The 25,378-nt window shown below is 67.3% G+C and carries 27 protein-coding genes; 12 read left to right on the plus strand and 15 right to left on the minus strand.

Annotated features, from left to right (window positions below; translation table 11 throughout):
* Positions 1-4: 4 nt before the first annotated feature.
* Positions 5-1,246 carry a cation:proton antiporter gene (locus IEY68_RS09670; RefSeq protein ID WP_058855877.1) on the plus strand — a complete coding sequence of 414 codons (1,242 nt, stop codon included), beginning with the start codon at positions 5-7 and terminating at the stop codon, positions 1,244-1,246.
* A 130-nt stretch (positions 1,247-1,376) separates the two neighbouring features.
* On the opposite strand, the gene IEY68_RS09675 is transcribed toward IEY68_RS09670, so the two are convergent.
* Positions 1,377-2,546 carry an acyl-CoA dehydrogenase family protein gene (locus IEY68_RS09675; protein WP_058855898.1) on the minus strand — a complete coding sequence of 390 codons (1,170 nt, stop codon included), beginning with the start codon at positions 2,544-2,546 and terminating at the stop codon, positions 1,377-1,379.
* Between the two features lie 128 nt (positions 2,547-2,674).
* On the opposite strand from IEY68_RS09675, the gene IEY68_RS09680 reads away from it, so the two are divergent.
* Genes IEY68_RS09680 through IEY68_RS09695 form a run of 4 tightly spaced genes read left to right on the plus strand, consistent with a single transcriptional unit; the run spans position 2,675 to position 7,338 of the window.
* Positions 2,675-3,457, plus strand: coding sequence for a hypothetical protein (locus IEY68_RS09680; RefSeq protein WP_058855876.1), 783 nt, complete (start codon positions 2,675-2,677; stop codon positions 3,455-3,457).
* A gap of 1 nt (position 3,458) precedes the next feature.
* Positions 3,459-4,556, plus strand: a complete 1,098-nt coding sequence (locus IEY68_RS09685; protein WP_058855875.1) for a hypothetical protein — start codon at positions 3,459-3,461, stop codon at positions 4,554-4,556.
* Positions 4,553-6,031, plus strand: a complete 1,479-nt coding sequence (locus IEY68_RS09690; protein ID WP_058855874.1) for a hypothetical protein — start codon at positions 4,553-4,555, stop codon at positions 6,029-6,031. Before IEY68_RS09685 ends, IEY68_RS09690 begins: the two co-directional genes overlap by 4 nt.
* A complete protein-coding gene (locus tag IEY68_RS09695; protein WP_058855897.1) occupies positions 6,028-7,338 on the plus strand; it encodes an AAA domain-containing protein in 1,311 nt (436 codons plus the stop codon). The genes IEY68_RS09690 and IEY68_RS09695 overlap by 4 nt, the downstream gene beginning before the upstream one ends.
* Positions 7,339-7,421: 83 nt before the next feature.
* On the opposite strand, the gene IEY68_RS09700 is transcribed toward IEY68_RS09695, so the two are convergent.
* The 3 genes from IEY68_RS09700 to IEY68_RS09710 form a co-directional block, all read right to left on the minus strand.
* Positions 7,422-7,586: a hypothetical protein gene (locus IEY68_RS09700; protein ID WP_156426289.1), complete on the minus strand. Its 165-nt coding sequence runs from the start codon at positions 7,584-7,586 to the stop codon at positions 7,422-7,424.
* A 158-nt stretch (positions 7,587-7,744) separates the two neighbouring features.
* The gene (locus IEY68_RS09705) at positions 7,745-8,230 is read right to left on the minus strand and encodes a DUF6973 domain-containing protein (protein WP_058855872.1); all 486 of its coding nucleotides are present in this window, start codon (positions 8,228-8,230) and stop codon (positions 7,745-7,747) included.
* Complete coding sequence (locus IEY68_RS09710) at positions 8,179-8,652, minus strand: WXG100 family type VII secretion target (RefSeq protein ID WP_058855871.1); 474 nt, start codon at positions 8,650-8,652, stop codon at positions 8,179-8,181. Before IEY68_RS09710 ends, IEY68_RS09705 begins: the two co-directional genes overlap by 52 nt.
* Before the next feature lie 148 nt (positions 8,653-8,800).
* Here IEY68_RS09710 and IEY68_RS09715 point away from each other — a divergent pair, with 148 nt between their 5' ends.
* The 5 genes from IEY68_RS09715 (at position 8,801) to IEY68_RS09735 (ending at position 14,142) form a co-directional block, all read left to right on the plus strand.
* The gene (locus IEY68_RS09715; RefSeq protein ID WP_058855870.1) at positions 8,801-9,103 is read left to right on the plus strand and encodes a hypothetical protein; all 303 of its coding nucleotides are present in this window, start codon (positions 8,801-8,803) and stop codon (positions 9,101-9,103) included.
* Positions 9,104-9,210: 107 nt separating this feature from the next.
* Positions 9,211-10,527 carry a S8 family serine peptidase gene (locus tag IEY68_RS09720; RefSeq protein ID WP_058855869.1) on the plus strand — a complete coding sequence of 439 codons (1,317 nt, stop codon included), beginning with the start codon at positions 9,211-9,213 and terminating at the stop codon, positions 10,525-10,527.
* A gap of 9 nt (positions 10,528-10,536) precedes the next feature.
* Positions 10,537-10,794: a hypothetical protein gene (locus tag IEY68_RS09725; RefSeq protein ID WP_058855868.1), complete on the plus strand. Its 258-nt coding sequence runs from the start codon at positions 10,537-10,539 to the stop codon at positions 10,792-10,794.
* Positions 10,795-10,882: 88 nt separating this feature from the next.
* Entirely contained in the window at positions 10,883-12,796 is a 1,914-nt protein-coding gene (locus IEY68_RS36070) for a serine/threonine-protein kinase (protein ID WP_058855867.1), read from the plus strand.
* 188 nt (positions 12,797-12,984) lie between these two features.
* Positions 12,985-14,142, plus strand: a complete 1,158-nt coding sequence (locus IEY68_RS09735) for an FAD-dependent monooxygenase (RefSeq protein WP_058855896.1) — start codon at positions 12,985-12,987, stop codon at positions 14,140-14,142.
* A 4-nt stretch (positions 14,143-14,146) separates the two neighbouring features.
* Here the strand turns inward: IEY68_RS09735 and IEY68_RS09740 are convergent, their stop codons facing one another.
* From IEY68_RS09740 to IEY68_RS09775, 8 genes are all read right to left on the minus strand, one after another.
* The gene (locus IEY68_RS09740) at positions 14,147-15,775 is read right to left on the minus strand and encodes a polyamine aminopropyltransferase (RefSeq protein WP_082681499.1); all 1,629 of its coding nucleotides are present in this window, start codon (positions 15,773-15,775) and stop codon (positions 14,147-14,149) included.
* Between the two features lies 1 nt (position 15,776).
* On the minus strand, positions 15,777-16,202 hold the full coding sequence (locus IEY68_RS09745; RefSeq protein ID WP_058855866.1) for a DUF350 domain-containing protein: 426 nt from the start codon (positions 16,200-16,202) through the stop codon (positions 15,777-15,779).
* Positions 16,203-16,245: 43 nt separating this feature from the next.
* Positions 16,246-16,671 carry a DUF4247 domain-containing protein gene (locus IEY68_RS09750; protein WP_058855865.1) on the minus strand — a complete coding sequence of 142 codons (426 nt, stop codon included), beginning with the start codon at positions 16,669-16,671 and terminating at the stop codon, positions 16,246-16,248.
* A gap of 53 nt (positions 16,672-16,724) precedes the next feature.
* Entirely contained in the window at positions 16,725-17,318 is a 594-nt protein-coding gene (locus IEY68_RS09755) for a DUF4178 domain-containing protein (protein ID WP_229718693.1), read from the minus strand.
* Between the two features lie 113 nt (positions 17,319-17,431).
* The gene (locus IEY68_RS09760; protein ID WP_058855863.1) at positions 17,432-19,777 is read right to left on the minus strand and encodes a hypothetical protein; all 2,346 of its coding nucleotides are present in this window, start codon (positions 19,775-19,777) and stop codon (positions 17,432-17,434) included.
* 95 nt (positions 19,778-19,872) lie between these two features.
* Complete coding sequence (locus tag IEY68_RS09765) at positions 19,873-20,184, minus strand: hypothetical protein (RefSeq protein ID WP_058855862.1); 312 nt, start codon at positions 20,182-20,184, stop codon at positions 19,873-19,875.
* Positions 20,185-20,275: 91 nt separating this feature from the next.
* Positions 20,276-20,623, minus strand: coding sequence for a hypothetical protein (locus IEY68_RS09770; protein WP_058855861.1), 348 nt, complete (start codon positions 20,621-20,623; stop codon positions 20,276-20,278).
* A gap of 784 nt (positions 20,624-21,407) precedes the next feature.
* On the minus strand, positions 21,408-22,073 hold the full coding sequence (locus IEY68_RS09775) for a class I SAM-dependent methyltransferase (RefSeq protein ID WP_058855859.1): 666 nt from the start codon (positions 22,071-22,073) through the stop codon (positions 21,408-21,410).
* 116 nt (positions 22,074-22,189) lie between these two features.
* Here IEY68_RS09775 and IEY68_RS09780 point away from each other — a divergent pair, with 116 nt between their 5' ends.
* Positions 22,190-22,735: a TetR/AcrR family transcriptional regulator gene (locus IEY68_RS09780; protein WP_058855858.1), complete on the plus strand. Its 546-nt coding sequence runs from the start codon at positions 22,190-22,192 to the stop codon at positions 22,733-22,735.
* A 160-nt stretch (positions 22,736-22,895) separates the two neighbouring features.
* Here IEY68_RS09780 and IEY68_RS09785 read toward each other — a convergent pair whose 3' ends face one another.
* The 3 genes from IEY68_RS09785 to IEY68_RS09795 form a co-directional block, all read right to left on the minus strand.
* On the minus strand, positions 22,896-23,588 hold the full coding sequence (locus IEY68_RS09785; protein WP_058855857.1) for a hypothetical protein: 693 nt from the start codon (positions 23,586-23,588) through the stop codon (positions 22,896-22,898).
* Entirely contained in the window at positions 23,585-24,436 is an 852-nt protein-coding gene (locus tag IEY68_RS09790) for an ABC transporter ATP-binding protein (protein WP_082681504.1), read from the minus strand. Before IEY68_RS09790 ends, IEY68_RS09785 begins: the two co-directional genes overlap by 4 nt.
* A 62-nt stretch (positions 24,437-24,498) precedes the next feature.
* The gene (locus tag IEY68_RS09795) at positions 24,499-24,819 is read right to left on the minus strand and encodes a GntR family transcriptional regulator (RefSeq protein ID WP_373292966.1); all 321 of its coding nucleotides are present in this window, start codon (positions 24,817-24,819) and stop codon (positions 24,499-24,501) included.
* A gap of 364 nt (positions 24,820-25,183) precedes the next feature.
* On the opposite strand from IEY68_RS09795, the gene IEY68_RS09800 reads away from it, so the two are divergent.
* Positions 25,184-25,375 (plus strand): helix-hairpin-helix domain-containing protein, encoded by a 192-nt coding sequence (locus tag IEY68_RS09800; RefSeq protein WP_189094192.1) that lies wholly within the window; start codon positions 25,184-25,186, stop codon positions 25,373-25,375.
* Positions 25,376-25,378: the final 3 nt, after the last annotated feature.

Below are 25,378 nucleotides of genomic sequence, written 5' to 3' on the forward strand. Positions count from 1 at the left end.
CCACATGATCTTCCTGCTGCTCGATCTCGTTCTCATCATCGTGGCCGCGCGCCTGCTCGGCGGGTTGGCCCGACGGCTCGGTCAGCCCGCCGTCATCGGCGAGATCGCGGCCGGCATCCTGGCCGGGCCGACCGTTCTCGGCGCCGGATTGTCGGCGGCGATCTTCCCGGTGGAGGTGAAGCCGCAGCTGACCGCGCTGGCCGATATCGGCGTCGTGATCTTCATGTTCCTGGCCGGGCTGGAGATCGACCGCGATCGGCTGGCCGGTAACGGCCGGTCGATCCTGGCGATCGCTGTCGCGGCGTTCGCCACGCCGTTCGTACTCGGGTGTGCCATCGCGCTCGGGCCGCTCGCTCGCCACCACGACGGCAACCAGCTCGCGTTCCCCCTCTTCCTCGGGTGCGCGCTGGCGGTCACCGCCTTCCCTGTACTGGCGCGGATACTGCAGGACCGCGGTTTGTTCACCACGCGTCTCGGCCAGCTCGGCCTGGCCGGCGCCGCGGTGGTGGATATCTTCGCGTGGTGCGCGCTGGCCCTGGTCTTCGCATCCGCCCGGCCGGAGTTCGACGATCACTGGCGGCTGCTGCTGATCGTTCCGCTGGTGGCCGTGCTGTGGTGGGTGGTGCGCCCGGTCCTGGCGCGCGCTGTCACCGCCGAACGCGGTGAGACGGCGACAGTCCTGGTCGGGGTCTGCGGGGCCATGGCCACCGCCGCCGTCACCGAATGGATGGGGCTGCACCTGATCTTCGGTGCCTTCCTCTTCGGTGTGATCTTCCCCCGCTCGCAACGTCCCCGGGCCGAACCGGGCGCCCAGCTGGTGAGCAGCCTGTTCCTCCCGGCATTCTTCGTGGTCGCGGGGCTGCGCGTCGATCTGAGCGGCCTGGACCGGGCCGCGGTCGTCGAGGCCGTGGTGATCGTGACCGCCGCCATCACGGGCAAGATGGGCGGAACGTATATCGCCGCCCGGCTGTGCCGTCTGGACCGCCGCACCGCGGGTGCGCTGGCGGCACTGATGAACACGCGCGGCCTGACCGAACTCGTCATCCTCAATATCGGATTGACGCTGGGCGTCATCGACACCCAGCTGTATTCCGTCCTGGTACTGATGGCCCTCGTCACCACGGCGATGACGGGGCCGTTGCTGACCGTGTTCGGCGTGCGGCGGCCGCCACCGCCGGAGCTCGGCCGAGAGCGCCCCGGAACGCCACCGAGCGAAGGCCGGACAACTCCCGCGGCACCGACCTGAGAATCCGCGTGGGCCGGTCCGCTGGTCTGCTACCGGCAGCCGGGCAGGCGGCTGCGCTGATACCCGCGCCCGGCTCCGCTCGGAACCAACGGGTGCGGCCCGCTTCCGCCGGCCGGTCGCGGCGGGCCGGTCAGAGCATGGCGGCGCGTGGAACCTTCAGCCCGATCGCGGTGGCCCCGGCGAGTTCGCGGGCGGTGTCGTAGTCGAAGACCACATGCCCGCTCAATACGTCGACATCACGTTTCAGCCGCTGCATCGGATGGTCGCTGAAGTGCACACTCGCACCGGAGGCGTGCAGGAGGTCGGCGATGACCGTCCGGGACTCCCGCACGATATGCGCGGCGGCCAGCCGGGCCTCGGCCCGGACCGGTACCGGCACCGGCGTCCCGGCGTCGAGCAGTGCCTCGATCTCGGCCACCGTATCGGCGAGCAGACCGTGCGACGCGCGCAACCGGACCCGTGCCTGCCCGAGATGCGCCTGGGCCATGGGTTTGTCCCGCTGGCGGGTGCCGCCCTCGTAGAGGATGCGACCCTCGAGCCGTTCGGCGAATATCTCGGTGGCCCGTTCGGCGGCGCCGAGGGCCGGCATGGACGCCGCCAGCGACAGCGCCGGCACCAGCGGCCACCGGTAGGTGGTGGAGTCGTGCAACCGGGCGCCGGGGGTGTTCCCGCTGTAGATATCGAGCACCCGCACCAGCCGGTGTTCGGGGACCAGCAGATTCTCGATCACCACATCGTTGGACCCGGTGGCACGCATTCCCTCGGTGTGCCAAACGTCCTCGATCACGACCCCGTCGGCCGGGAGCAGCGCGAGTGCCAGGTAGAGGTCATCGGTGGGTCCGCACAGGGCGCCCACCATGATCCAGTTGCCGTTCATCACACCGGTCGCCCACGACCACCGGCCCGAGAGCAGCACCCCGCCGTCGACCGGGATGCCCCGGCCGGTCGGCGCCAGCGGCGCCGGGCACAGGAAGGGTCCGCGACCGTATCCTTCGACCTGCGCGGGTTCGGGAAACAGCGCGAGCAACCAGTTGTGCAGGGCGTAGAAGCCCAATGTCCACGCGCTGGAGACACATCCGTGCGCCATCCGGCGGATCGGGTCGAGTACGGCGGGGAACTTCTCCTCCTGTCCGCCGAACCGTTTCGGTACCAGCGCTTCGAGGAATCCCGAGGCGATCACCTCGGAGATCGTCTCGTCGGGCAACCTGCGCAATTCTTCGGCCGCACGCGCCCGTGCGGCCAGTGCGTCGACAAAGTTCTGATCTATACCCAACGCGCAATTCGACCCCGCCGCAGACATATTCGTCACGCTAACATACCCAAAAGTATGGCGCAGAGCGATCGGGAAACCCGCTCCAGAGCCGATATATACCGGCAAATACTGGCATTCACTGGACTTCCCTGGAATTGCCATTTACATTCACCTCCATGCCCACCGCGGAGGCGCTGGAACAGCGCATAGCCGAATTGCGCGCGCAGGTGCGCCGTGCCGCCGGATCCGGAGACCGGACCGCCGCCCGCCGGCTGCGCGCCGAACTACGCGCCGCCGAAACGGAATGGGACGCCGCGGTCCTCGGAGCTCCACAGCAACCGGCCCCGGCCCGGCAGTCCGCGGCGGCGGTACCGGTCCGTGAGCACGTGCACCGCGCGCTCACACTGCTCTCCGTACCCGCCGCCCCGAAGCTCGTACTCGCGGTACACGACGCGTTCTTCTCGGGGGAACTCGTCGCGGCCAGGCTCACCAGTCTGCGCCGCGACGAGGAGCGTTCCTTCCGGGCCGCGCCCTACGCCCGCCCGTACTACGTCTGCGCCGCCATGACCACCGATCTGCTGGCCCCGGCACGCGGGCTGCTGGCGGTGAGCACTTGGTCGCCGGCGCGGCGTATGGTCGGGCCGTTGAGTCCGCGGGTGGACCTGCTCACCGGGGCGATCCGGTTGGCCCGGCATATGACCGACCACGGATGCACCTCGGCGAGACAACGTGTGCTGTGGCAGCTGGCGGTGTCCATCCCCGGGGCGACGGACGGGAAGACCATCGACCCGGATGTCGTGCTGGCGGCCGCGGAACGCGAACTGGACGTGCACAGAGAAGACGACACACAGCAGCGGGCCGACGCAGCGGAGCGGGCGGTGCGGCAACTGGCGGATCCCGCGGCGCAATTGTTCGGCGTTCGGCTCGCGGTTGCCGACCGGCGACGGAACGAGGCCTGAGATGACGCTTGCCGAGAAAACCCTGACCACCCGACTCGACGACCTGCGCGGCGACGCCCCCGCCACCCGGCACAACGCCCGGACCATCGCCGCGCTCACCGCCAACCCGGGCTGTGCGCGCCGAGCGCTGCTGGACGCCGCGGCGGTGGACAAGACCGTGATCGCCCGGGAACTGGGCTTCCCGGCCAAATTCGGTCAGTCGCCGTTCGCGATCACCCGCGGTAATACCTTCGAGGCCATGGTGAAGGCGCACGGATGCGCCGAACTGCTACGGCTGCTGCGCGAAGAGCTGGGGCTGACCATCCCGGAGGTCGGCTACCACGATCTGGAGACCGTCGGCGACAACGCGAGCAATTCCGTGCGCTACCAGCGCACCAAACAGCTACTGGGACAGGCACTGACCTCCGGCCAGGGGACCTTGTTCGATCACCCCATGTTGCGGCTCGAGATCGCCGGGGCCACCGCCTATCTGGAGCCCGATGTGGTGGCCCTGCAGATCGGCGGCCTCTTTCACGTGGTGGAGATCAAATCGTTCGCCGTCGTCGACGGGCAGGCCGATCCCGCGCAGGTGGCTTCGGCGGCCCGGCAATCGGCGGTATACGTCCTGGCCATGCGGGAACTACTGCGCGAGCTCGGACAGTCACCGGAGCTGGTCGCGCACAATTCGATCCTGGTGTGCGCCAAGGATTTCACCAACCGGCCGACCGCGGCCCTGGTGGATCTGCGCAAACAACTCGCGGTGATCGGACGCCAGCTGTCCCGGCTCACCTCGATCGACACGCTGCTCGACCTCGTCCCACCGGACGCCTCGTTCACACCGGGCGAGGGGCTGGCGGATACCGTCGCGGCGATCCCGTCGCGGTACGCGCCGGAATGCATGTCCAGCTGCGAACTGGCCTTCGCCTGCCGGTCCGAGGCCCGGACCCAGGGCTCGGTCGACACGCTCGGCCGCGGGGTATGCGACGATCTCGGCGGTATCGACAACCTCGATACGGTGCTGGCCCTGGCCGAGGGGACGCTCGATCCCGGACCCGAACACGCCGATATCGCGGAGATGCTGCGCCGGGCACGGGCACTGCGCCTGGAGGTCGCCCGATGAGCGTGCTCAGCGCGCTGGCGAAAGTGACCGCGGCCCGCACCGGCCGCGCCGAACCCATCGCCGACCGGCGGCACTACCACCTCGCCGAACGCCCCCTGGTACTCGTGCCGCTCCGGTTGGCCGGTGAGGCGGCGGCGCCGCTCGCCGTCGCCCTCGGATCGGCGCCGCACGACGCGACGGTGCTGATCGTGGCGCAACCACGCGACCGGGTACTGCGGCTGCGGTTCATCGAACATCTCGCCGACCGGGTGCTTCCCTATATCTCGTCGTTCTGTGAGAACGCCGAGGAACTGACGGTGAAATCGACCGGTGAGGCCTATCTGCGCTACCTGGACGCACCGCAGTTGCTCGTTCCCAATCCCGGTGGAGCCGAATTCCTGCGGCTGCTGGGCCGTTCGGTGCGATTCCATCGCACCGAGGGCGAGAACGCGGTCCCGGAAACACTTCCGCTGCTGGGTCGCTGGCTCACCTGGTTCGGCGATCGATCCGACTTCCCGGGATCGAACGTCTGCCTGGCGATGACCTCGATGCTCACCACGCATTGGGCGTCGGGGCAGTCCGCGCTCGAGGACGGCAACCTGGCCGCCCTGCTCGGCTGGATAGATCCCCCCGCCGGGATGACAGGCCCGGAGGCCGCCGCCCTCGCCGAGGACCCGCTGGCGTACCCGCCCGCGGGACCGGCCACCGATCCCGGTTTCGACAATGAAGAACTGGCACCCCTGATCGCCGCATACGACAGCGCCGAGCACGAATGGGCGAAGGTCATCGCGGCCGAACGACTCGAACAGGCGTTGCGCGGACAGCTGGAACCGACCTGGCAATTGATGTGGCGGGCCGTGGAGCTGCTGCGCGGCCTGCCCGAAGGCGCGAGCGTGGAGAAACGGTGGACCGAGGACCGGGGCGCGTTCTCCTGGTTCGCGGCCGATATCCCGGAGGGATATCCGCAGGCCCGGCGCGATTCGGCCGTTTCGGCGACCCGCCGGCTGCTGAAACAGGAACAGGCCCTGGACACCTTCCAGGCGCAGCGCGCCTTCGACGACCCCCGAGTGCTGATCGAATACCGGCTCGTCGGTGAAGCGTTCCAGGGAACGATCAGCGCGTGCGAGCCGGAGCGCCGGGCGAAGCCGAAATCGCGCGAGGTCCCGCGGCCGTATCTCTGGGTGCACACCGCCGACCCGTTCCGGGCCCGGATCGGCGAGACCCTGATCCGGATCGATCGGCCCGCACAGAAGGCCGAGGTCGTCGCGGTGGACGCTGATGTGATCCAGCTGGAACTCATCAGCGGTATGGGGCAGGGCAAGAACCCCGCCGTGGGCAGTGTGCCCGAAGAAGGTGACGCGATCGGCTTCGCCCGCTTCTCCCCCGGCGGTTTCGGTGGTCCGCCCGCCAAACTCCCGCCCCGCGAAGAGACCCCGTGGACCCACGGCGGTCCCCCTCCCGAACCCACATCCGAACTCACGGAGGAATGGTCGTGAACACCGCGGACGAGGTGGTCGGCCGGATCCTCGCCGACCTCGACAACACCGCCCACCGTGCCCTGGTAGTGGATTCACCACCCGGTGCCGGTAAATCCACCCTGGTGGTGCGCGCCGCCCGCCGCCTCGCCGCCGCCGACGACGAACAGCGGATGATCGTCGCGCAGACCAACGAACAGGTCGACGACCTCATCGATCGGCTGGCCACCGCCGACCCCGGCCTGCTGATCGGCCGGCTCTCCGCCGGCGACTACCGCCGCAGCGCCCGGATCGATCGCGACAACGTCGAGGTCGCCAACCGCCCCGCCGATCTGGAGAAATGCGCGATCGTGATCGGCACGGCCGCGAAATGGGCGACCCTCGATGAGGGCCGCTGGTCCTACGCGATCGTCGACGAGGCCTATCAGATGCGCTCGGATATGTTGCTGCGCATCGCGAACCGTTTCGAACGCGGCCTCTTCGTGGGCGACCCCGGCCAGCTGGACCCGTTCGCCACCGTCGACGGTGACCGCTGGGCCGGCCTGTCGTGGAATCCGACCATGAGCGCGGTGGCGGTGATGCTCAATCACAATGCCGGTATCCCGGTGCACACCCTGCCGGTGTCGTGGCGGCTGCCACCGTCGGCGGCCTCGGTGGTCTCCTCCGCCTTCTACCCGTTCGCGCCCTTCGACGCCGGTACCCGCCCCGAGCAGCGCCGGCTCGAGTTCACCACACGTGGTATCCGAGGTCCGGTGGACGATGTACTCGACGAAGCCGCCACGCACGGCTGGGCGTACTACGAACTACCCGCCCGCCATACGCTGCGCACCGACGGGGAGGCGGTCGCCGCCATCGCCGACCTCGCCTGCCGGCTGCTGGAACGTGGCGGCGTCGCGCATTCCGAACACGGCACCCGTGCAGTCGACGCCACCCGTATCGCGGTCGGCACCGCACATCGCGACCAGGCCCAGGCCGTTCGCGACGCACTGGCGGGAACGGTCGCGCAGGCCGTCACCGTCGATACCGCCAACCGGCTCCAGGGCCGCGAATACGATGTCACCGTCATCCTGCACCCGCTGTCCGGGCGGCGCGACGCGGGCGCGTTCCACCTCGAGGCCGGGCGATTGTGCGTGCTGGCGTCCCGGCACCGGCACGCCTGTATCGTCGTGGGCCGCGCCGGAATCGGCGAACTCCTCGACGCTCATCCCTCGGCCGAACCGGTCTACCTCGGGGTTCCGGTCAAATTCCCGGACGGCTGGGAAGCCAACCAGGCGGTCCTGGGCAGGCTGGCCGAACACCGCGTCAACGCGCCGGTCCGCGCCCGCTGAACCGGCGGGCGGGTCACCGGAGCAGCCACCCGGAGACCTCGCCGGGCGGCGATACGTGCCGGACCACAGCTCGCCGCCCGGTGTCAGCCGGCTTCGTCGATATCCAGCCCCCAGTAGACCTCGGTCCCCGGCCCGGTCGGGTTCCCTCGCTCTCGCCGAACCGGTGTGGCCATCGAATCCGGTGTCGCGTAGTGATCGCGGCTCGCCGGCTGCTCGGAATCCACCACGCGTTGAAACGCGCTGTCCACCGCGGCATCATCCCGCACGACCTGAACGGAGTCGCCGAACACCGTGCCACACCCGGTGCCACCCGCCAGAATCAATGCCGATACTCCGACGGCCACGAATGCCCGCGGCCCTCGCCCACGCGACGCAATCACTTCCACCAGGCCCTCCGCTGGAATTCTCATTTCGGTGATGGCTTGTCATCGGGCAACGGCGACCCCGGAAGGAATCTCGGGTTCTCGTTGAATACATCCGAATCCACTGTGTCGCCGACCTTTACGTCGTCGGAGAAGCTCAGCTCGTGGCCTTGGTCGATGACCACGGTATCGCCGCGCGCCACAGCGTCTTTCACCAGCTGCTGAAGTTCCTCGGGGTCGGCATCGGGATTCTGCAACGCGATGGTGCGGCCGATCTCGTTGTTGTGCAGATCCATTGCCTCACGGACCGCCGCGTTATCGGGCCGGCCTTCATGCTTGGACCCGTACTCTGTCGGCCAGTCCGCACCGAACTCCTGGGTCAGCAACGCGTTCCAGTAGGCGTGCCGGAACGCGTCGGTGTGATCGTCCTGTTCCGTATCGCCCTCGTAGACCCCGAGCGCGATGTCCTCCGCCTCGGTCATGATCCGGTAGAACCGGATCTTGTCCCCGATGCTGAGGTCGTCCAGCATCGCGGCCTCGGCCAGCTCATGGTCCCGAGCTCGGCCTGCACCCACGCCGGCAATTCCTTGGTGTAACCGACATCGCCCTGCTCCCCGACCACGAACTGTTCCTGTTCGGCGGTGGCGATCGCGTTCACCGCGGTGGTCTTGGCCGCCAGCAGTGACGGCCCGGCCTGGGTGACGATCGTGCCCGCCTGTTCCAGCGCGGTCACCACGGAGGACAGTGACGTTCTGGTCTCCTCGCCCTTCACCCGCATGGCGTCGGCGGCGTCTCCGCGCCAGAATCCCGGCGAATCCGCGAGTTGCTGTGATACCGCGCCGTGCTCGGTGAGCGTGGTGTGCGCGGCCCGCGTCCATTCCTGGCCCTGTTGGCCCAGCGAAGCGGTATCCCACTGCCTGATCTGCGTTTTGGCAGGCGGGACCGAACTCATCGCGGCGGCTCGGCGGCGCCGGCGATATGCGCGGTGTTCTGTCCCTCGGTCTGGAGGAACGCCGTGATATCGGCCCTGGCCCCATCGCTGATCTCCTGGACCCTGCTGCCGGCACCGCGGGTGGCGGCACGGGCCCGGACTCGAATCCGTGCGGATCGATCCCTCCGTCACCCCTTACGGCGAAGCGCTCGGCGAACTCATCACACAGCTCGCCCGTGAGGCGCTCGAGCAGGCACGCGACAATGTGCGCGTACATCCGGACACGCTCATCGGGGACCCCCGTATCACCGCGGTGGCCGAATCCTGCGGCGACGCCGTCGAAAAGCCCCGTCCGGCACCACCCCCCGTGACCCCCGGCCCGGCGCGTTACGTCGATCCGGACGACGCACTGTCCGAGGAAGAACTGATCGAACTGAACCAGCGCCGAAATCAGGGGTTCTTCCGCACCTGACAACCGGGTGCGCGCAGTGGTCCCGCCGCTCGCCGCACCTGCGTCCTGCCCGGCACCCGCGGGCGCGATGGTTTGCCGTCGATCGATCGCGGGGGCAGTATTGCCGGATGCGAGTCGTGATCGAGCTCCGCCCGTCCCCCGAACTGATCTCCGCCGCAGCCGATTCCGTGGCCGGTATCTCCGCGAGCGCCATCACCGGCGAGGTTCCCGGTTTCAGTGTCGACCCCGGCTACGCACCGGTGGCTATCCCATCAGGTGTTCCGGAGGTGGCCGATACATCGCGTGGAGACAACGGCTCGCATCTGGTGCGCGGCGAGATCCCCGACGGTGATCCGGCGGCGCGTGCCGCGGTGGCGGGCACCCCGGGGGTCGTCGGCATCTTCGCGGACCCGGTGATCGAACCGGTGCTCACCTGCGGTGACACCGGGCCGGTCGGCACCTGGAAGGAGATCGCCGGTCTGCTGGGCCGCGACGAACTCACCGCTGCCGGGCTCACCGGCGAGGGGGTGGCCGTGGCGGTCCTGGACACCGGGATCAATGCGGCGGCGGTGCAGCGGGTCAGCGGTGCCACGATCGCCATCGACGCATCGCGGAGCTGGAATCCCGCGGGAGTCACCGGCAAGGCAGGCGAGTTCCCGGTCGACCACGGCACCATGTGCGCCTTCGACGCGCTCATCGCGGCACCACGGGCCACTTTCCTCGACATACCGCTGCTACAGAGCACCCGGTCCGGTGGGAGCCGGATGGACGGCCTGCTCTCCGACGCCCTGGCCGCGTTCGCCCACCTGCGCACCGTGCTCACCGCACAACCGGAGGACCGGCGCTCCCTGGTGATCAGCAACAGCTGGGGCTCGTTCGCCCCGCAGTGGGATTTCCCGGTCGGCGACCCGGGCAACTACTCCGACAACCCGGATCACCCGTTCAATATCATCGTCGCCTCCCTCGACGCGGCGGGCGCCGATATCCTGTTCGCCGCCGGAAACTGCGGTCGCGACTGCCCCGACGGACGCTGCACATATCCCGATCGTCCGATCACCGGCGCCAATTCGCATCCGGCCGTCCTGTCGGTCGGCGGCGTCGACACCGGCAGGCAACGGATCGGATACTCGTCGCAAGGTCCCGGCCGGCTCTCCGATCAGAAGCCCGATCTCTGCTCGTACTCCCATTTCCTGGGGTCCACGGCCTTCGGCGCCGGGGTTCCCGATACCGGCACCTCGACCGCCTGCCCCGTCCTCGCCGGGGTGGTCGCGGCCTTCCGGACCCGGTGGTCCGCGACCGAGGTACCGCCGGCCCGACTGCGGGAACTGCTGCGCAGCACCGCGGCCGACCGGGCCGGCACCGGGTTCGACTACGACTACGGGTACGGCATCGCCGAGCCCCGGGCCCTGCTCGCGGAGCTGCGGAAGGTCGCGGCGCGGGCGTAACCTGGGGAAATGCCACTGCTGACCGTCACACTTCGCCCGGGATCGGTGCTGGCCGACGCACTGCGGGAGCTGGGTCTGACCGAGGCCGAGGTCGACGGCGACTACGGCCTGGTCGCCCTCGACCCCGACACCGGCCGGTTCGCACTCCGGGTGGCGGCGGGCGCGGCCGCCCGGCTGGCCACCGATACCGCGGCCACGGTGTTCGCGGACCCACCCGTCCGGCCACTGGGCCCCGAATCCATGGGGCGCGACGAATCCGGCCGCTGACCGAAAACCCCTCCTCCCTGGGTGATTCCACCCTCATCCGTGGTTATGGGGTGCTGTGATCGGGCACAGGATGTGGTATCCGTAGCTCGTGGAAGGTGTGGAAGGTACAGAGTTCGGTCGTTACCGACTGCTCGATCCACTGGGGGCGGGCGCGATGGGGGAAGTACACCGCGCCTACGACACCGGTACCGAGCGCATGGTGGCGGTGAAAGTGCTGTCGAAGGAATTCGCGCAGGACAAAACCTATCGCCGGCGATTCCAGCGGGAAGCCCAGCTGGTGGCCCGGCTGCACGAGCCGCATATCGTGCCGATCCACGATTTCGGCGAGATCGACGGCCGACTGTTCCTGGAAATGCGTCTGGTGGAGGCCCCCAACCTGGCGACCCTGCTCGCGGACCAGGGCCCGCTCGACACCGCCGAAGCCGTCGCCGTGATCACCCAGATCGCCGCGGCCCTCGACGCCGCGCACACCAGCGGGGTGGTGCACCGGGATGTCAAACCCTCGAACATCCTGGTCACCCCGGACGGTTTCGCCTACCTGATCGATTTCGGGATCGCCCGTAGCGGCCAGGACACCACACTCACCCGCGCGGGCACGATGATCGGCACGCTGGCCTATATGGCGCCGGAACGGCTCACCCTGGACCAAATCGACGCGCGGTCGGATGTGTACTCCCTGGCCTGCGTACTCTACGAATGTCTGGCCGGCACGAAACCGTACCGCGGCGACAGCGTGGAACGGCAGATCGCGGCACACCTGACCGACCGGCCGCCGCTGCCCTCGGCCGCCGGTGTCCCGCCCGCTTTCGACGCGGTGATCGCTCAGGGGATGGCGAAGGACCCGGACGAACGCTACAGGTCCGCGGGGGAACTCGCGGCCGCCGCGAAGCAGGCGTTACTGCCGGCCGCCGCCCCCGCGGCCGCCACCCCTCCAGACACTGCCATCCGCGCGGCTGTGGGCCCCGCAACCGACACCCCGACGGCAGTTCCCCCGGCGGCCACCGTCACTCCAGCGACCGCCACCCCAGCGGCAGTCACCCCAGCGACCGCCACCCCGGCAGCAGTCACCCCACGAACAGACACTCCACCCGACGACCGCCCCCTGGCTCTCACCCCTCCGACAGGCACCCCATCCGGCGACACCCCGCGACCGCTCATCCCGCCCGCCGTCACCGTGCCCGCGACACCGCCTGTTCTCCGTGGTAAAAGGACCGCGGCCGCGGTGGCCGCACTGCTGATCGCCGTGGTGAGTGTCTCGGCACTGGCTCTGACCCGGGAGGGGGCCGTGGTCACCGACGCACCGGAAACCACAGCACCACCGGCGGTATCGGTCACGGTGGCGCCGGGCGCACCGGCGGCGGATACCTCACCTGCTCCCGGACCGCGACTCCCCGAGGAGCAGCACGCGCCGTCGGTCACCCATCCGGCTCCGGCGGTTCCGTCGGCGCCCCCGGCAGTACCGGGGAGCGCGGTCGCGGAGAACGTACCCACCCCACCCGCGGGCGATCCGGTGGATCAGCCCCGGCCCGCACCCGAACTGCCCTTGCCGACCACCAGCGTCGCCGCCCCGTCGACCTCCACCACCACCCCGACCACCACCGAAACCACTCCCACCACGACCACCGATCCCGGGACCACCACGCCGTCCACCACCCCGTCCGGCGGCACCGCCACGACGACCCCGCCGGAAACCACCGGGACCGGCGAGCAGACCGGTTCCGTCGCGGGCAGCGCGACCACCGAGAAGGCCGACGGCCAGGGCGGTGCCATCGCCACGCCCTCGGCGCATATCCCCTCCTCGGACCCGATAGCCTCCTCCGCACCGGGTTCGCCCGCCGGTCCGGTCTCCACCTCCGCCACGGCGCCCACCCACAAGCCGACCTCCTCCTCGGTACCGGCTCCCGCCCACGCGCCGACCGCTTCCTCGGTACCGGCTTCTCCCCCCGCCTCCACACCGTCCGCGGCGGCGCCCACCTCCGGCCCGGCCGGCATCGGCCGCTGATCCAATTCGCCACAGCGCCGCACAAAACCGGCCGACGCCCGCGCGAGCAGACGGCAACAGCGCGGTCGCGATCCGCTCCGCCGCTTCACCGTGTCGGCGGAACGGATCGCCCGGCAGCCGCCGTACGGACCACAGACGCGGGCGGCGATAATCGTGCCGGGCAGCGAGGCTCGATACCGGAGGTGGTGATGATCGCGAACCCGAACGGCGCGGACCGCCGCGCGGTGGTCGTGGGTGCCGGAATCGCGGGACTCACGGCCGCCATAGCGCTGCGGCAGCGCGGCTGGCAGGTCGAGGTGCTGGAAAGGGCCGCCGCGGTGGAAGCGGCTGGGTCGGGGCTGAGCCTGTGGCCCAACGGTTTGCGTGGTCTCGATGTGATCGGCGTCGGCGCCGAGGTCCGGGAACAGTCGCTCGCGGCAACCGAAGGCGGGATGCGGGATACCGCCGGGCGCTGGCTGTCGCGCACCGATATCGCCGAACTCCGTGACCGCTACGGCGATCTGGTGGTGATCCACCGAACCCGGCTGTCGGAGATCCTGCACGACGCGCTCGGAACCGTTCCGCGCTTCGGCTGCCCGGTCGACGCGGTGGAGTTCACCGCGCACGGCGTCCGGGTCCGGCACAGTGCCGGTACCACCGAGGCCGACCTGGTGCTCGGCGCCGACGGGATCAACAGCACGATCCGCACCGCTCTGTGGCCGCGAGCCCGACCTCCGATCTATGCCGGCTACACCGCGTGGCGGACGATCGTCGTTCCGGCCGGGCCGGTGGATTCCGGTGGCGAGACCCTCGGCCGCGGGCAGCGGGTCGGTATCGCACCGCTGCGCGACGGCCGGGTTTACCTGTTCGCCACCGCGAATCTCCCTGCCGGTCAGCATTCCCCGGGTGATGAACTCGGGGAGGTCCGGCGCCGGTTCGGCAGCTGGCACGATCCGATTCCGGCGCTGCTGGACGCGGCCGATCCGGAAGCGATACTGCGGCACGATATCTACGAACTGCCGCCGCTGCGGACCTATATCCGGGAACGTGCCGTGCTGCTGGGCGACGCGGCGCATGCCATGACCCCGAATCTCGGCCAGGGCGCGAATCTGGCGGTAGAGGATGCCGTCACCCTGGCGGCCCTGCTCGACCGGATACCGGATATCCCCACCGCCCTGGCCGAATACGACCGGGTCCGCCGGGCCCGGGTACGACCGCTGGCACGACTGTCCCGCCGAATGGGTACCGCATTGCAGCTGGCCCTTCCCGCGGCGACGCCCGTACGGAACGCCGTGCTGCGGCTGACCCCCGACTCCGCCGCCCTGCGCGCGCTCGGGCCGGTGCTGTCCTGGGAACCACCCGCCTGATCCGCTACACCCACTCCTTGCGGGCGAGATCGAGGATCGTCGGATGCATGAGTGTCGAGGGTTGTTCACCGGTGTCCCGGCGATCCGGGGCGAATACGGTCGCCGCCGGCAGACTCTGTTCGTCGATCGAGCGCAGCGGGGTGGGCGGATCCAGCGCGAGTCGCGGATCGGGGTCCCGGGTGGCCTGGATGAAACCCCAGTCGCCGAAACTCGGTACATCCACGTGGTACGGGAGGATGCTCAAACCCGACGTGCGGACCGTCGCCGCGATACACCAGTACGAATGTGGGGCGAAGAACGGCGAACCCGCCTGCACCACCATGGTGCCGCCGGGTGCCAGCACCCGGGCCGTCATCGCGTAGAACTCGGTGGAATACAGCTTGGCGATGGAGGTCTGGTCCGGGTCGGGCAGATCGACGATCACCGCGTCGTAGCCGGCGTCGGCGGTCCGCAGCCAGGAGAACGCGTCGGCGGTGACCACGCGCACCCGCGGATCGGCGAAGGAGTTCCGGTTGAGTTCGGTGAGCCGCGGATCGGTGCGGGCCAGCTCGGTCACGGCCGGGTCCAGTTCGACCAGCGTCACCGACCCCACATCGGGATACTCCAGGATCTCCCGCAGCGCGAGTCCGTCACCCCCACCGATCACCAGCACATCGCGACGCGGGCCGGCGAGCGTCGGATGCACCATCGCCTCGTGGTACCGATACTCGTCCACCGACGAGAACTGCAGGTCACCGTTGAGGAAGAGCCGGGTGTCGCGAGTTCCGAACGGTGATACCGATTCGGTGAGCACGATCTTCTGGTATTCGGTCTGCCGCTGCCAGACGATCGGATACGCGAAGAGCGCCTGCTGGGCGGTGGCCTCGAACCGGTCAGCGTAGACGTAGCTCCCGACCAGCACCGCCGCCACCAGCAACGTCAGTGCTCCGAAGAGCACTTTCACCAGATGTGACAGGTCGGCACGGAACCAGACGAGCACCAGTACCAGCCCCGCCACCGCGTTCACCACACCGACGATGAGGCTGCCGCGGATCTGACCGAACACCGGCAGCAGCAGGAACGGGAACGCCAAGCCGCCGAGGAGCGCGCCCACATAGTCGGCGGCGAACAGATCGGCGACGGCGCTACCGGCCTCCTGTTTCCGGATCCGCTGCAACATCTCCATCAGCAGCGGGATCTCGGCGCCGACCAGAGCGCCGATCACGCAGGACGCCGCCACCAGTGCCGCCGTGTACAGATCGAGCCAGGCGTAGGCGGCATACAGACCGAGCACCGAAAGACCGCCCACCAGCGCCAGCGCCAGCTCGACAGCGACGAAAGCGGCCGAAGCCAGATGCCGCAGCGGTTTCGCGGCCAGGGCACCGACACCCATCGCGCAGACCATCACACTCAGCGTGATCGATGCCTGGGTAGCGGTATCGCCGATCAGATAGCTGCCCAGCGTCACCAGCGACAGTTCGTACACCAGCCCGCAGGCAGCGCAGACGAAAACCGTGGTGAGCAGCGCCAACCGAGCGAAACGGCCGGGGACCGGAGCCGCCGCGGTCTTCGTTTCGGCCGGCTCGAGCCCGGCGGGCCCGCCGCCGGACGGTGCGGAGACGACGGTCTCCGTCGAGGATTCGTTCGGCGCCAACTCAGGTGAGCGCCGAAGCGACCACGGCCGCGACCGCGATATGCACCGCCGCGCTCACCCACACACCCGGATGCAGCTCGTGCTCGTTGACCACGCCCCGGAACTCCCCGGGAGTAGCGAACTCGAGCAACAGGAAAGCCAGCGCCATCGCGATCAGGCCGATGATCCCGTACACCGCGCTGGTCACCAGTGCCTGCCCGATCGCGCCGTCGGAAGTCCAGATGGCGGTGGCGACGATGATCCCCACACCCAGCATGTTCGCCGACACCAGCAGCGCGGCATTACGGTTGCGCTCCACCCAGATCTGATGACGCAGATTGCCGGGCGTGAGCACATCCACGAGGACGAACCCCAGCACCATCAGGACGAACCCGAGGCCGGAATAGGCCGCCGCGGCGCCGGCGTTCGCGGGCAGGTCTTCGAGCATTGTTTCCTCCTGTAGGAGTGGATCCGGACGCGTACTCCGGCAGCTACTTTCCCTCGCCGGAACCGCCGCCGCGGAAACTGCTGTTATCGCTGGGCCAGCCGAAGGCGCTCACCGCGCTGTGATGGCGCCGGTGCCCGTTCCGGTAATCGTCCAGCAGGATCCTGGCGCCGGTCCCGTTCGGGGATATCGCGATGATGTCGTCCCGGTACTGCAGGTAGGTGGTGGCGCCGGCGGTGCGCCGGTCCAGCTGCCGCACGCCCTTGGTGATCTCGTCGGCGGTGGCGGTGGGTGATTTGTTCGACGTGTACGCGATCCCATTGTTCGCTTCGTCGAGTTTCGTGGCGCGCGTGTAGTGCGACCCGATATACGACCGGACACCGGCGTCGTCGTCATCATCGGATCCGCATCCGGACAGCACCACAGTGAGAATCAGGCAGACCGCAGCGACCACCCAGGACTTACGACTCACGAAAAACCCTTCCCCCGTCCGGCGCACAGTCCCTCCGGTGCCGCAGCCATCGCTCAGTTCGACGACTGCGGGTAGATCATAATCGCACTCCGGTACAGCACCTGCCCGATCGCGGCTTCCTTTTTGCCCGATTCGCCGAAATCCTCGAACGACAGCCTGGTGTCGTCGGCGGCTGTGTAATCGTGATAGGCCACGGTGCCGGAGGGGGTGAGGCCGGTGGTCGCCTCGCTCACGTACTGGGCGCGGCCCGATTCGTCGAGCTGGAAGGTCTTCCCGTCGTACTCGATCGCGTCCCCGCCCGCCGCCGGCACTCCGGGCGTCTCGGTCCAGAGCACCAGCTCGAGATCCGGGTCCTCCTCCACCGAAAGCCATTTGCGGGTGCCCTTGGCCGTATCCAGCAGATGTTCGCTCCACTGGTAGCCGCCTTCTTTCAGGCGCAGCGAACCACGGACTGTGTAGGTCTCGCCGAAGATATCGACGATATCCCCCGCTTTCAGCGCCCGCGGATCACCGCGCAGCGCATCGGAATCCTTGTCGGCGAACGGGTCGACGGGCCCCGCCGGGGCGGACGCGTCACCCCGCTTCCGGACCAGCAGGAACAGCGCGATACCCGCCACGACGAGCACGACGATGAGCAGTACGAGCAACAGCGTGGTGATGACGGCCTCCCTCTGACGATCTCAGCGGAGAGTAACACCCGCCACCGGAGCGGACAGGTCGGCCGGGCACGCACGACCGAGCGCCCGGCCACCGACCTCTGTCATGTCGACTGGGGCTCCTTCGGGGCCTCCACCGAGGGCGGCTGCGGCGGTGTCGACTGGGTGATCTTCGGTTCCGGCATCTCCGTCGGCGCCGGCGTGCTCTGCACCGCGTTGCCGGCATCGAGACCGGTGGGGTGCAGGAACTGGGTGAACTTACCGAACTGCGCGTGGTCGAGATTGTTCAGATCCAGCGGGATCAAGCGACCGTTCTCCCAGTACTGGGGTCCGGTCCCATTGTTGATGACCACCGCACTGTGGTTCTCCCACCTGACCACGTCACCCGTGCGCAACTGCGAGGGATCCTCGACGATCGACCATTCGCCGCCCATATTCTGCGAGGCCTGCGTGCCCTCATAAGCGGTGAACGCGTTGAGGGCCGGATTCCCCTGCTGCCGTGTCAGCGCGTCGGATACCGCCTGCGGCACCTGGATCGTCGTCTTACCGTCGGGCAACTTGTAGTCGACCATCGCGCCCGGAGTGGTCACGACCGGCGGAGCACCGGTATCGGTGGGGGCGGTAACGGCCGGCTGCGCCCCAGGGCCCTGATCGGTCGCTCCGGGAACAACACCCGGCGAAGGCTGAGCGGGGCCGGGAGCCTCGCGACCCCTGTCCCGGGGATCGTCCTTGTCCTTGTCGTCCTTGTCGTCCTTGTCCTTACCGTCTTTGCCGTCCTTGTTCATACCGCCGAGCATCTGCGGAATCATGCTCGCCATCATGAGCCCGCTCATATCCGGACTGCTGCTCGCCGCGGGCTGGACAGCCGGCTGGACCTGGGCACCACCGGTATTCTGGCCGCCGGCGACAGTTTCCCCGGTCACGCCGTCCGTCGGCTGCTCCTCGCCGGTACCCGTGGTATCGGAATCATCCGTGGGATTCTCGGTCGAATCACCCAGAATCTGGTCGTACTGGTCGTTCAGATCCTTCAGCGCATCATCGGTGTTCGCCGGGGTGTTCGCCGGCGGATTGACGGGCGGATTGACCGGGGGGTTCACCGGCGGATTCACCGGCGGTGGGTTGGCGGGCGGATTCGCCGGTGGGTTAGCGGGCGGATTCGCCGGTGGGTTAGCGGGCGGATTCGCCGGTGGATTAGCGGGCGGATTCGCCGGTGGATTGCCTTCACGTGGCGTTCCATCTGCCCATCCGGGGTTGTGCTTTTCGAGCAGTTGCTTGTACTCGTCGTCTTCCTCTGCCTTGTCCTCGGCCCACTTCACATATTCGACGACCTTTTCTTCGACATTATCTACCCCATTTTTGATGATGTCGTACATAGGAGCTTCTTCGGAGAGTTTCTGTATACCTATCGCATATTCTGGATGTTCATCCGTAGCCGCGACTTCGTACTCCCGACCGAGCGACGGCTCGAATTCGTGACCGATCGTCTCTTCAGCAATATCGGAATTCACATCGAGTACGATCTGATACATCTCGCGATATTTGGCACTGTTATGGAAATCGATATCGAGAACATGACTTTCGAAATCGGTATCGAGTTTTTTCAAACTCTCCAACCTGAGACCCAACTGGGAGATCAGGTCATTTTCCCCATACGAGGCTTCCCCAGTTGCATTCTCAGCCGCTTCGGAAAGCCGGTCCACGAACCCTTGGTTGAGAAAGTCGTCTTTATTATTGGCATCTTCACCATCCGGCGAAATGAGAAAATCAGGCATTTCTACGTCGCCGGTGCCGATGCACAGCATCAGGCCCTTGAGCGCCCTGTTGGACGCATCTATGAACAGGCCGAGCGGCTCGGAATGCCCCTTCGGTTTCTGTATCTCCAGCTTGAAATCAGCGTAGTTGCTATTGCTGGTGATTTCATCCGCACTCTTCGGTTTATAACCTGCGCCGAATACTGTTCTGAGCCGGACGTCATTCAACGTATCGGGATACCAGATAACACTGGTATTTCCCTGATTGTAGTTTCCGTCCCAATCTTCCATATCGTCGGAGACGACCATCAGCTGGCCGTCATTCGTCAATACGAGATTCTGCGGATTGGCATCGCCGTACCCCGGATGATCGTCGGCGTCGTCACCCTTTTCGCCGTTACCCTCACCGTCGGACCCCTCATGGCCGACCCCCGGCCGAGCAACCCAGATCTCGCGTTCGTCATTCCAGAGCTCGAGACCGTCGTCCTCGAGCCTGATCCTGGTGACTTTCTCGTCACCGGCATCGATTGTGCTGACGATGTTTTCGGATTCGACATGCTGGACGACGACCTGACCGTCCTTGATTCCCGTCCGGTACTGGCCGTTCTTCGAGTAGAGCCAATCACCTTCCCTGAATTCATCGTCCATACCGACGATTCCGGGATTCTCGTCCAGTTCGTCCTGGGACAGTTCACTCATCGAATGAGCTCCTCATTGCACCGACTCCAGGCTCGACAATCCGGTACACACGTCCGACTCGCTTCGTCATCCGGTCACTGATCGACGTAGAAAGATCAGGCGTCCGAACCCCTTACCCCACCGGCACCATCGGTATCGGAGCCTTCGAACGTCGTGGCGCCCGAATGCGAGACGTTGCGGGCACCCTGGTGCGTATCCGCGTATCCGTTCATCAACTGGATCCTGGACTGAGCCTTCGCCTTGTTCTTGTCCAGAAGCGCAGAGGCGCCGTATCCGGCCCGTTCCAGGAAGCCGCCCTCCCATTCAGGATCATCCCTGGCTCCGGCACGGTACGCATCGGCCACGGGGACATGCTTGTCCCCTCGCCCCCGGAGATCGTCCGGGTCCTGACTGAAGATGGTCCCCATAGCCCGAAAGCTCCCTCTCGCTCCGACTTATCGGTTCCATTCTCACCTATCCCCAAAGTTGGGGACCAGTACGGTTGGCGGCTCACCGGCTTCAGTGTCCGTCTCCGAACTCGAGCTTTTCCCGAAGGCGGTAATCCGACTCGGTGGGCAGACCGCGCGCATCCGCGACATGGGGCAGTGCCCCACGCTCCAGTAGCGACGCCCGTCTGCCGACCTGGGACTTCATATGAGCCAAGCGAGCGACACGCAGAATCTCGGCGGCCAGCCAAGCGTCGTCGTTCTCCCAGACTTCCGCGCCCAGATGGATACCGACGATCTCACCGGAGAGCGCACAGGCGACCCCGACCGAATACTCCGGATTGAACACCTCGAAGACGCGCGAACCCCGCCCCGGCGGCCTCTGCGCTTCGGTCTCACCCGGGGCATTCACCTCTGTCATCTGCGATCCCCTGACCACGAATCACAACGTGACGCCACTACAGACGCCGCCGCCGAACTTCGGGCATGTCCGGTATGTCCGGCCAGGTCGTACTCTGAAGCACTGCACTGTGCTGCTTGGCAGCATCTGCTGTGCTATCCCGAATCGCGGCCATGATGTCGTCCGCCAAGTCGCGAGCACTCGGGGAAGTCGCTATCGTTCCCGGCGCGATATACATATCGGTGAGTCGGCCGAGGCCGTCGACCTCCGGAATCACTCGGCCACTCGGAGAAGGGAGTCGCGCCCGGATCCGATCAACCCGATCGAGCATCTCGTCTGCCGCTCGTATCAACGCGCGACTCTGCTCCAAGACGAAAACAGTCACCGGATGCCGATCGGTCATACGCTCCCCCGGCAGTCCGGCCGGGGATCACCGGCGTGACCAACGCTGCCCAAACCCCTCACCATGAAAAACCTCCTCCTGAGAAAGGCTAACCAAACCACCATACGAAAACTTCCCAAAGGGGGGAAGATGGCTAGGGCTGTAGGGCCGCTGCCCGATTCGGACCTCCACACCTCGGCGCCGACATCGGAAGCCGCCGACAATGACGGGAACAGCCTCGGATCGGTACCTTACGCAGCGCCCACCTGCGATCGACCGAACCGGTCGCGGGAACCGGGGACGATGCAGAACCGGGAGCCTCCGGGCTAACGCGCAGCGACCGGCCGACTGAGCACGGCATCAGATGTCCCCTGCCGCCCCGACCGATCGATTTCACCGGAGACACGGGCGAGGCAGCTGCCGCTAATTCCGTTTGAACGCAGTCATAATACCGGTCCTATGCCTGCCGACGGCATAGTCGACGTCAGTGAAGCCGACCGAATGCAACGACGGTGTGTAGCGGCGGATGTCGATAGCGTCGAAGGAGTCGCCGGGCCGAGGCGCGGATCGGCCGAACAAGAATCGCACCCATCGGGTCGGGTGGGTATCGGCCAGCAGGAGCCGGCCTCCTGGCCGCAGGACTCGCCACATCTCGGATATCGCCGCTTCACGGTGTCCCTCGGGAATATGGTGCATGACGAAGGTACACATCACCAGGTCGACGGAGGCGTCGGCAAGGGGCAGGGCTTGCGCCGGGGCCTGGATATAGCGATGATTCGGGCGGTCGTCGCGACGCCGGTTGTATGCCACGGCCGCGGCAGACGGGTCGATACCGGCCACGCTACCCCGCGCTCCTACGCGCCGTCCCAGGGCACGGGCCAGTTTGCCCGGACCGCAACCGATATCGACAGCATCGTCTCCTGGGCTCGCACCACTCGTCCGGACCAGTTCGGCGAGCAGTCGCCGATGCCGACCGAGGAACCACACTGTGGTGAACAGGTTGTAGCGGCGCATACCCGCGATGACCAGTCCAGTACCCGGATCATCGACGAACATGGGTGTGCGGGCCGTTGAAGTAGAAGATGTCATGGTTCGATCGTCGGCGGTCGACCCCGCGACGGCCAGGATCAGTACCAGCTGTTCCGTCCGTTTCCGTACAGATCCGCGGAAACTGTTCAGCCGTCCCCGGACAGAGAGGAGAGGCTGTGGACGAACCGGACCGCCGGGTCCGCCGCACCCGGAACGCGCTGCACCGGAGCCTTATCGAACTGATGATGGAGCGGGCCTACGAGCGCATCACCGTCAGCGATGTGATCGCGCGGGCCGATGTCGGCCGGTCCACCTTCTATGCCCACTACCGCGACAAGGACGATCTGCTGGTGGTGAGCTGCGCCGAGCATCTCCGTGCGGAGATCGCCCGTTCCCCCGATCGGGGGCAGTGGGCGCCGGTCCGAGTGATGCTGGCGCTCGCCGCCGGATACCCGCAGGTGTACCAGCCCCTTATCGGCCCGAAGGCGTCCATCACCGCTCTGCGCGGCTATCGGCACAGTGTCGCTGTGATTCTGCGCGAACATTTCGCCGAGCGGCCCGGTCCGGAGATCGACGACCTCACCGTGACGACCCTGTCGTGGGCCCTGGTCGGACTGCTCACCGCGGTCACCGACCCTTCGGCTCCCGTCGCGCCCGACGCAGCCTGGCGACATCTCGAATCGCACTACCTGAACCGGAAGCCGCCGGGCTCACATTCGTGAAACAGGGTGGAGAGGGAAACGGGTAGAACACATTGCGGCGCCGGAGCCGACCGGTAAGGCGCAGATGCGGGCCCCGGCCGCGGCGGCGGTCGAGACCCTTCCGGTTGCCCGATACACCGCCTTCGCGATCCCGGGCCGACCCGCCCTCGCGCAGCCGTGGTCAGGCCGTCGCGCGACGAATGGTGAGCCAGGCACCGATCAGCGAGGCCAGCGCGAGCACGGTCGGTAGCACCACCATCGGCACCGCCCGGGGTGTATCGGCGAACCAGGAACCCACCTCGGGCCACCAGCGCTGCCAGGACACCACGATGGCGGCGAGGCCGCCGACGAGCAGGAACACCGCACCCGCCGTGTAGAGGCCGGTCACACGCCAGCGTTGATAGACCGCGCCGAGGAACAGGCTCACACAGGCGACCAGCCCCAGAAACGCCGCATAGGTGGCCAGCTGGGTCAGCCGGCTGTCGGTGAAATCGGCCGGGAGGCCGAACATCTCCATCCGCACACCCCACCCGTCGGTGTGGTCCTCGATAACGGCCAGGACCCACAGCAGCAGTGAAATGCCGGCCACCTGCCCGGCACCGACCAGGACGGTGGCGGTGAAGAAGTCGCGGCGGGTGACGCCGAGGCCGAGAGCGAAGGGGAAGGTCTGCGTCATCGCGCCCATGTAGAAGGCCATGGTCACACCGAGGATCGAGTAGATACTGCCGGTCGTGTTCGCATCGGTGGCGTCGATGAGGGCGAAGATCACCCACGGGATCGCGAAGGCAGCGAAGAGGATCGCCAGCGGCCAGGCGATCAGCAGTGGCCACGCCACCGTGTGGATCCGGGACACGTCGAGAGCGCGGGCGATCATGAGTTTTCCTTGCCGTGCAGGGGTGTGGTTTCGACAATGAATTGCTGCAACGAGACCGGTTCCACCAGCAGCCCCAGAGTTTTCGCGTGCCGGGTGTCCGTGGCGTTGTCGGTGGTTCGCAGCAGCACCCGGCTCTGCGTGCCCAGCGATTCGCGGCGGAGTTCCGGCCGGCCCGCGAGGAAACGGTCGATATCGAAGGTCGGTCCGGAAACCGTGACGGCGGAGTCGCGCAATTCGTCGGCGGAGGCGTCGGCGACGAGCCGGCCGCGGTCGATCAGCAACACGTGTTCGAGCAGATCGGCCACCTCGTCGATCAGATGGGTGGACAGCACCACGGTGCGCGGATGCTCGGTGTAGTCGGCGAGCAGCCGGTCGTAGAAGAGCCGGCGGGCCACGGCGTCCAGGCCGAGGTACGGTTCGTCGAAGAAGGTCAGCGGGGCGCGGGATGCGAGGCCGACGATCACGCCGAGCGCGGAGGTCATACCGCGGGAGAGCTTTTTCACCTTGCGGTCGGTGGGCAGATCGAAATCGCGCACCAGTTCGCGGGCGAAGTCCTCGTCCCAGTTCGGCAGCAGGTACCGGGCGGCGCGCAGCACATGCTCGACCTTGTAATCGGCCGGATACGCCTGGCTTTCCTTGATGAACGACACCGAGCGCAACACCTCGGCGTTCTCGTGCGGGACCTCGCCGTTGATCCGGACCTCCCCCGACGTCTGGAACATCTGCCCGGTGAGTACCTGCATGAGCGTGGTCTTCCCGGCACCGTTGCGGCCGAGCAGGCCGTAGATGGTGTTCTCGCGCAGATCGAAGGTCATATCGTCGAGCGCGGTGACCGAACCGAACCGCATGGTCACCCCGCGGGCGCGGGCGAGTACCGCCTTATCGAGTGCCGGGTCGATGAAGGTCGTGTTCACCGGGTCCCCTCCCGTTGGTCGAGCAGTGTCTTGAGTTCGTCGATGCCCATACCGAGTTTGTCGGCTTCGGCGATGAGCGGGTCGATGTACTGCTGAGCGAATCGCTCTGTGCGCCGCAGCCGCAGCGCACCGCGCGCACCGGCGGTGACGAACATGCCGATCCCTCGTTTCTTGTACAGAATCCCGTCCGACACCAGCTGGTTCAGGCCTTTGGCCGCTGTCGCCGGGTTGATCCGATGGAAGGCCGCGAGCTCGTTCGACGACGGCGCCTGCGCCTCTTCGGGCAGTGATCCGTCGACGATCGAGTTCTCGACCATCTCCGCGATCTGCAGGAAGAGCGGTTTACCGTCCGCGAGCACGGGTCCTCACCTTCCCTCGTTGAGTGGTTCACTACTCATGTAATGAACCATAGAGCCTATGGCATACCGCGCGCAAGACGAAGTAAGCACTGTGCCTCCTCACGACGCGCGCGACCCGGCGCCGGGATACGCGAGGTGGGATCCACACCGGAAGCTTCCGACGGCGCGACGGTGACCAGGCGGTCCGTCGGATATCCCGCCGTGCCCACAGGTTCTCGTCGGCGACGCGTATCGAGACCCAGCCGCGCACCGTCACGACGAAGAACCTGTCTCCGCGCGTCGATTCGGCTGCCCCTCTCTCGGGGCCGGGTAGATTCGCGGCGTGAGCACCGAGGATCGTGGACCTGTCTTCGACGGGGTGAGGATCGGCAGACCGGCGACCGGAGCGCTGATCGACGCCGGGTACCGGACGATCGCCGATCTGCCCGAACGACTCGAGGAGTTGTTACCACTGCACGGGTTCGGACCGCGGGCGATCGAGCTACTGGCCCAGGCGCGCCGGGCCGGGCGATGATCT

The sequence above is a fragment of the Nocardia jinanensis genome (assembly GCF_014645735.1).
Classification (GTDB): Bacteria; Actinomycetota; Actinomycetes; order Mycobacteriales; family Mycobacteriaceae; genus Nocardia; species Nocardia jinanensis.

What these genes read in the sequence shown, in the direction of transcription:
- IEY68_RS09735 (WP_058855896.1), top strand. Translation starts at nt 12,985, where the DNA reads ATGATCGCGAACCCGAACGGCGCGGACCGCCGCGCGGTGGTCGTGGGT.
- IEY68_RS09765 (WP_058855862.1), bottom strand. Translation starts at nt 20,184, where the DNA reads ATGGGGACCATCTTCAGTCAGGACCCGGACGATCTCCGGGGGCGAGGG.
- IEY68_RS09785 (WP_058855857.1), bottom strand. Translation starts at nt 23,588, where the DNA reads ATGATCGCCCGCGCTCTCGACGTGTCCCGGATCCACACGGTGGCGTGG.
- IEY68_RS09675 (WP_058855898.1), bottom strand. Translation starts at nt 2,546, where the DNA reads ATGTCTGCGGCGGGGTCGAATTGCGCGTTGGGTATAGATCAGAACTTT.
- IEY68_RS09760 (WP_058855863.1), bottom strand. Translation starts at nt 19,777, where the DNA reads ATGAGTGAACTGTCCCAGGACGAACTGGACGAGAATCCCGGAATCGTC.
- IEY68_RS09725 (WP_058855868.1), top strand. Translation starts at nt 10,537, where the DNA reads ATGCCACTGCTGACCGTCACACTTCGCCCGGGATCGGTGCTGGCCGAC.
- IEY68_RS09710 (WP_058855871.1), bottom strand. Translation starts at nt 8,652, where the DNA reads ATGAGTTCGGTCCCGCCTGCCAAAACGCAGATCAGGCAGTGGGATACC.
- IEY68_RS09685 (WP_058855875.1), top strand. Translation starts at nt 3,459, where the DNA reads ATGACGCTTGCCGAGAAAACCCTGACCACCCGACTCGACGACCTGCGC.
- IEY68_RS09770 (WP_058855861.1), bottom strand. Translation starts at nt 20,623, where the DNA reads ATGACAGAGGTGAATGCCCCGGGTGAGACCGAAGCGCAGAGGCCGCCG.
- IEY68_RS09680 (WP_058855876.1), top strand. Translation starts at nt 2,675, where the DNA reads ATGCCCACCGCGGAGGCGCTGGAACAGCGCATAGCCGAATTGCGCGCG.
- IEY68_RS09795 (WP_373292966.1), bottom strand. Translation starts at nt 24,819, where the DNA reads ATGGTCGAGAACTCGATCGTCGACGGATCACTGCCCGAAGAGGCGCAG.
- IEY68_RS09775 (WP_058855859.1), bottom strand. Translation starts at nt 22,073, where the DNA reads ATGACATCTTCTACTTCAACGGCCCGCACACCCATGTTCGTCGATGAT.
- IEY68_RS09720 (WP_058855869.1), top strand. Translation starts at nt 9,211, where the DNA reads ATGCGAGTCGTGATCGAGCTCCGCCCGTCCCCCGAACTGATCTCCGCC.
- IEY68_RS09745 (WP_058855866.1), bottom strand. Translation starts at nt 16,202, where the DNA reads ATGCTCGAAGACCTGCCCGCGAACGCCGGCGCCGCGGCGGCCTATTCC.
- IEY68_RS09690 (WP_058855874.1), top strand. Translation starts at nt 4,553, where the DNA reads ATGAGCGTGCTCAGCGCGCTGGCGAAAGTGACCGCGGCCCGCACCGGC.
- IEY68_RS09670 (WP_058855877.1), top strand. Translation starts at nt 5, where the DNA reads ATGATCTTCCTGCTGCTCGATCTCGTTCTCATCATCGTGGCCGCGCGC.
- IEY68_RS09705 (WP_058855872.1), bottom strand. Translation starts at nt 8,230, where the DNA reads ATGCTGGACGACCTCAGCATCGGGGACAAGATCCGGTTCTACCGGATC.
- IEY68_RS09790 (WP_082681504.1), bottom strand. Translation starts at nt 24,436, where the DNA reads ATGCGGTTCGGTTCGGTCACCGCGCTCGACGATATGACCTTCGATCTG.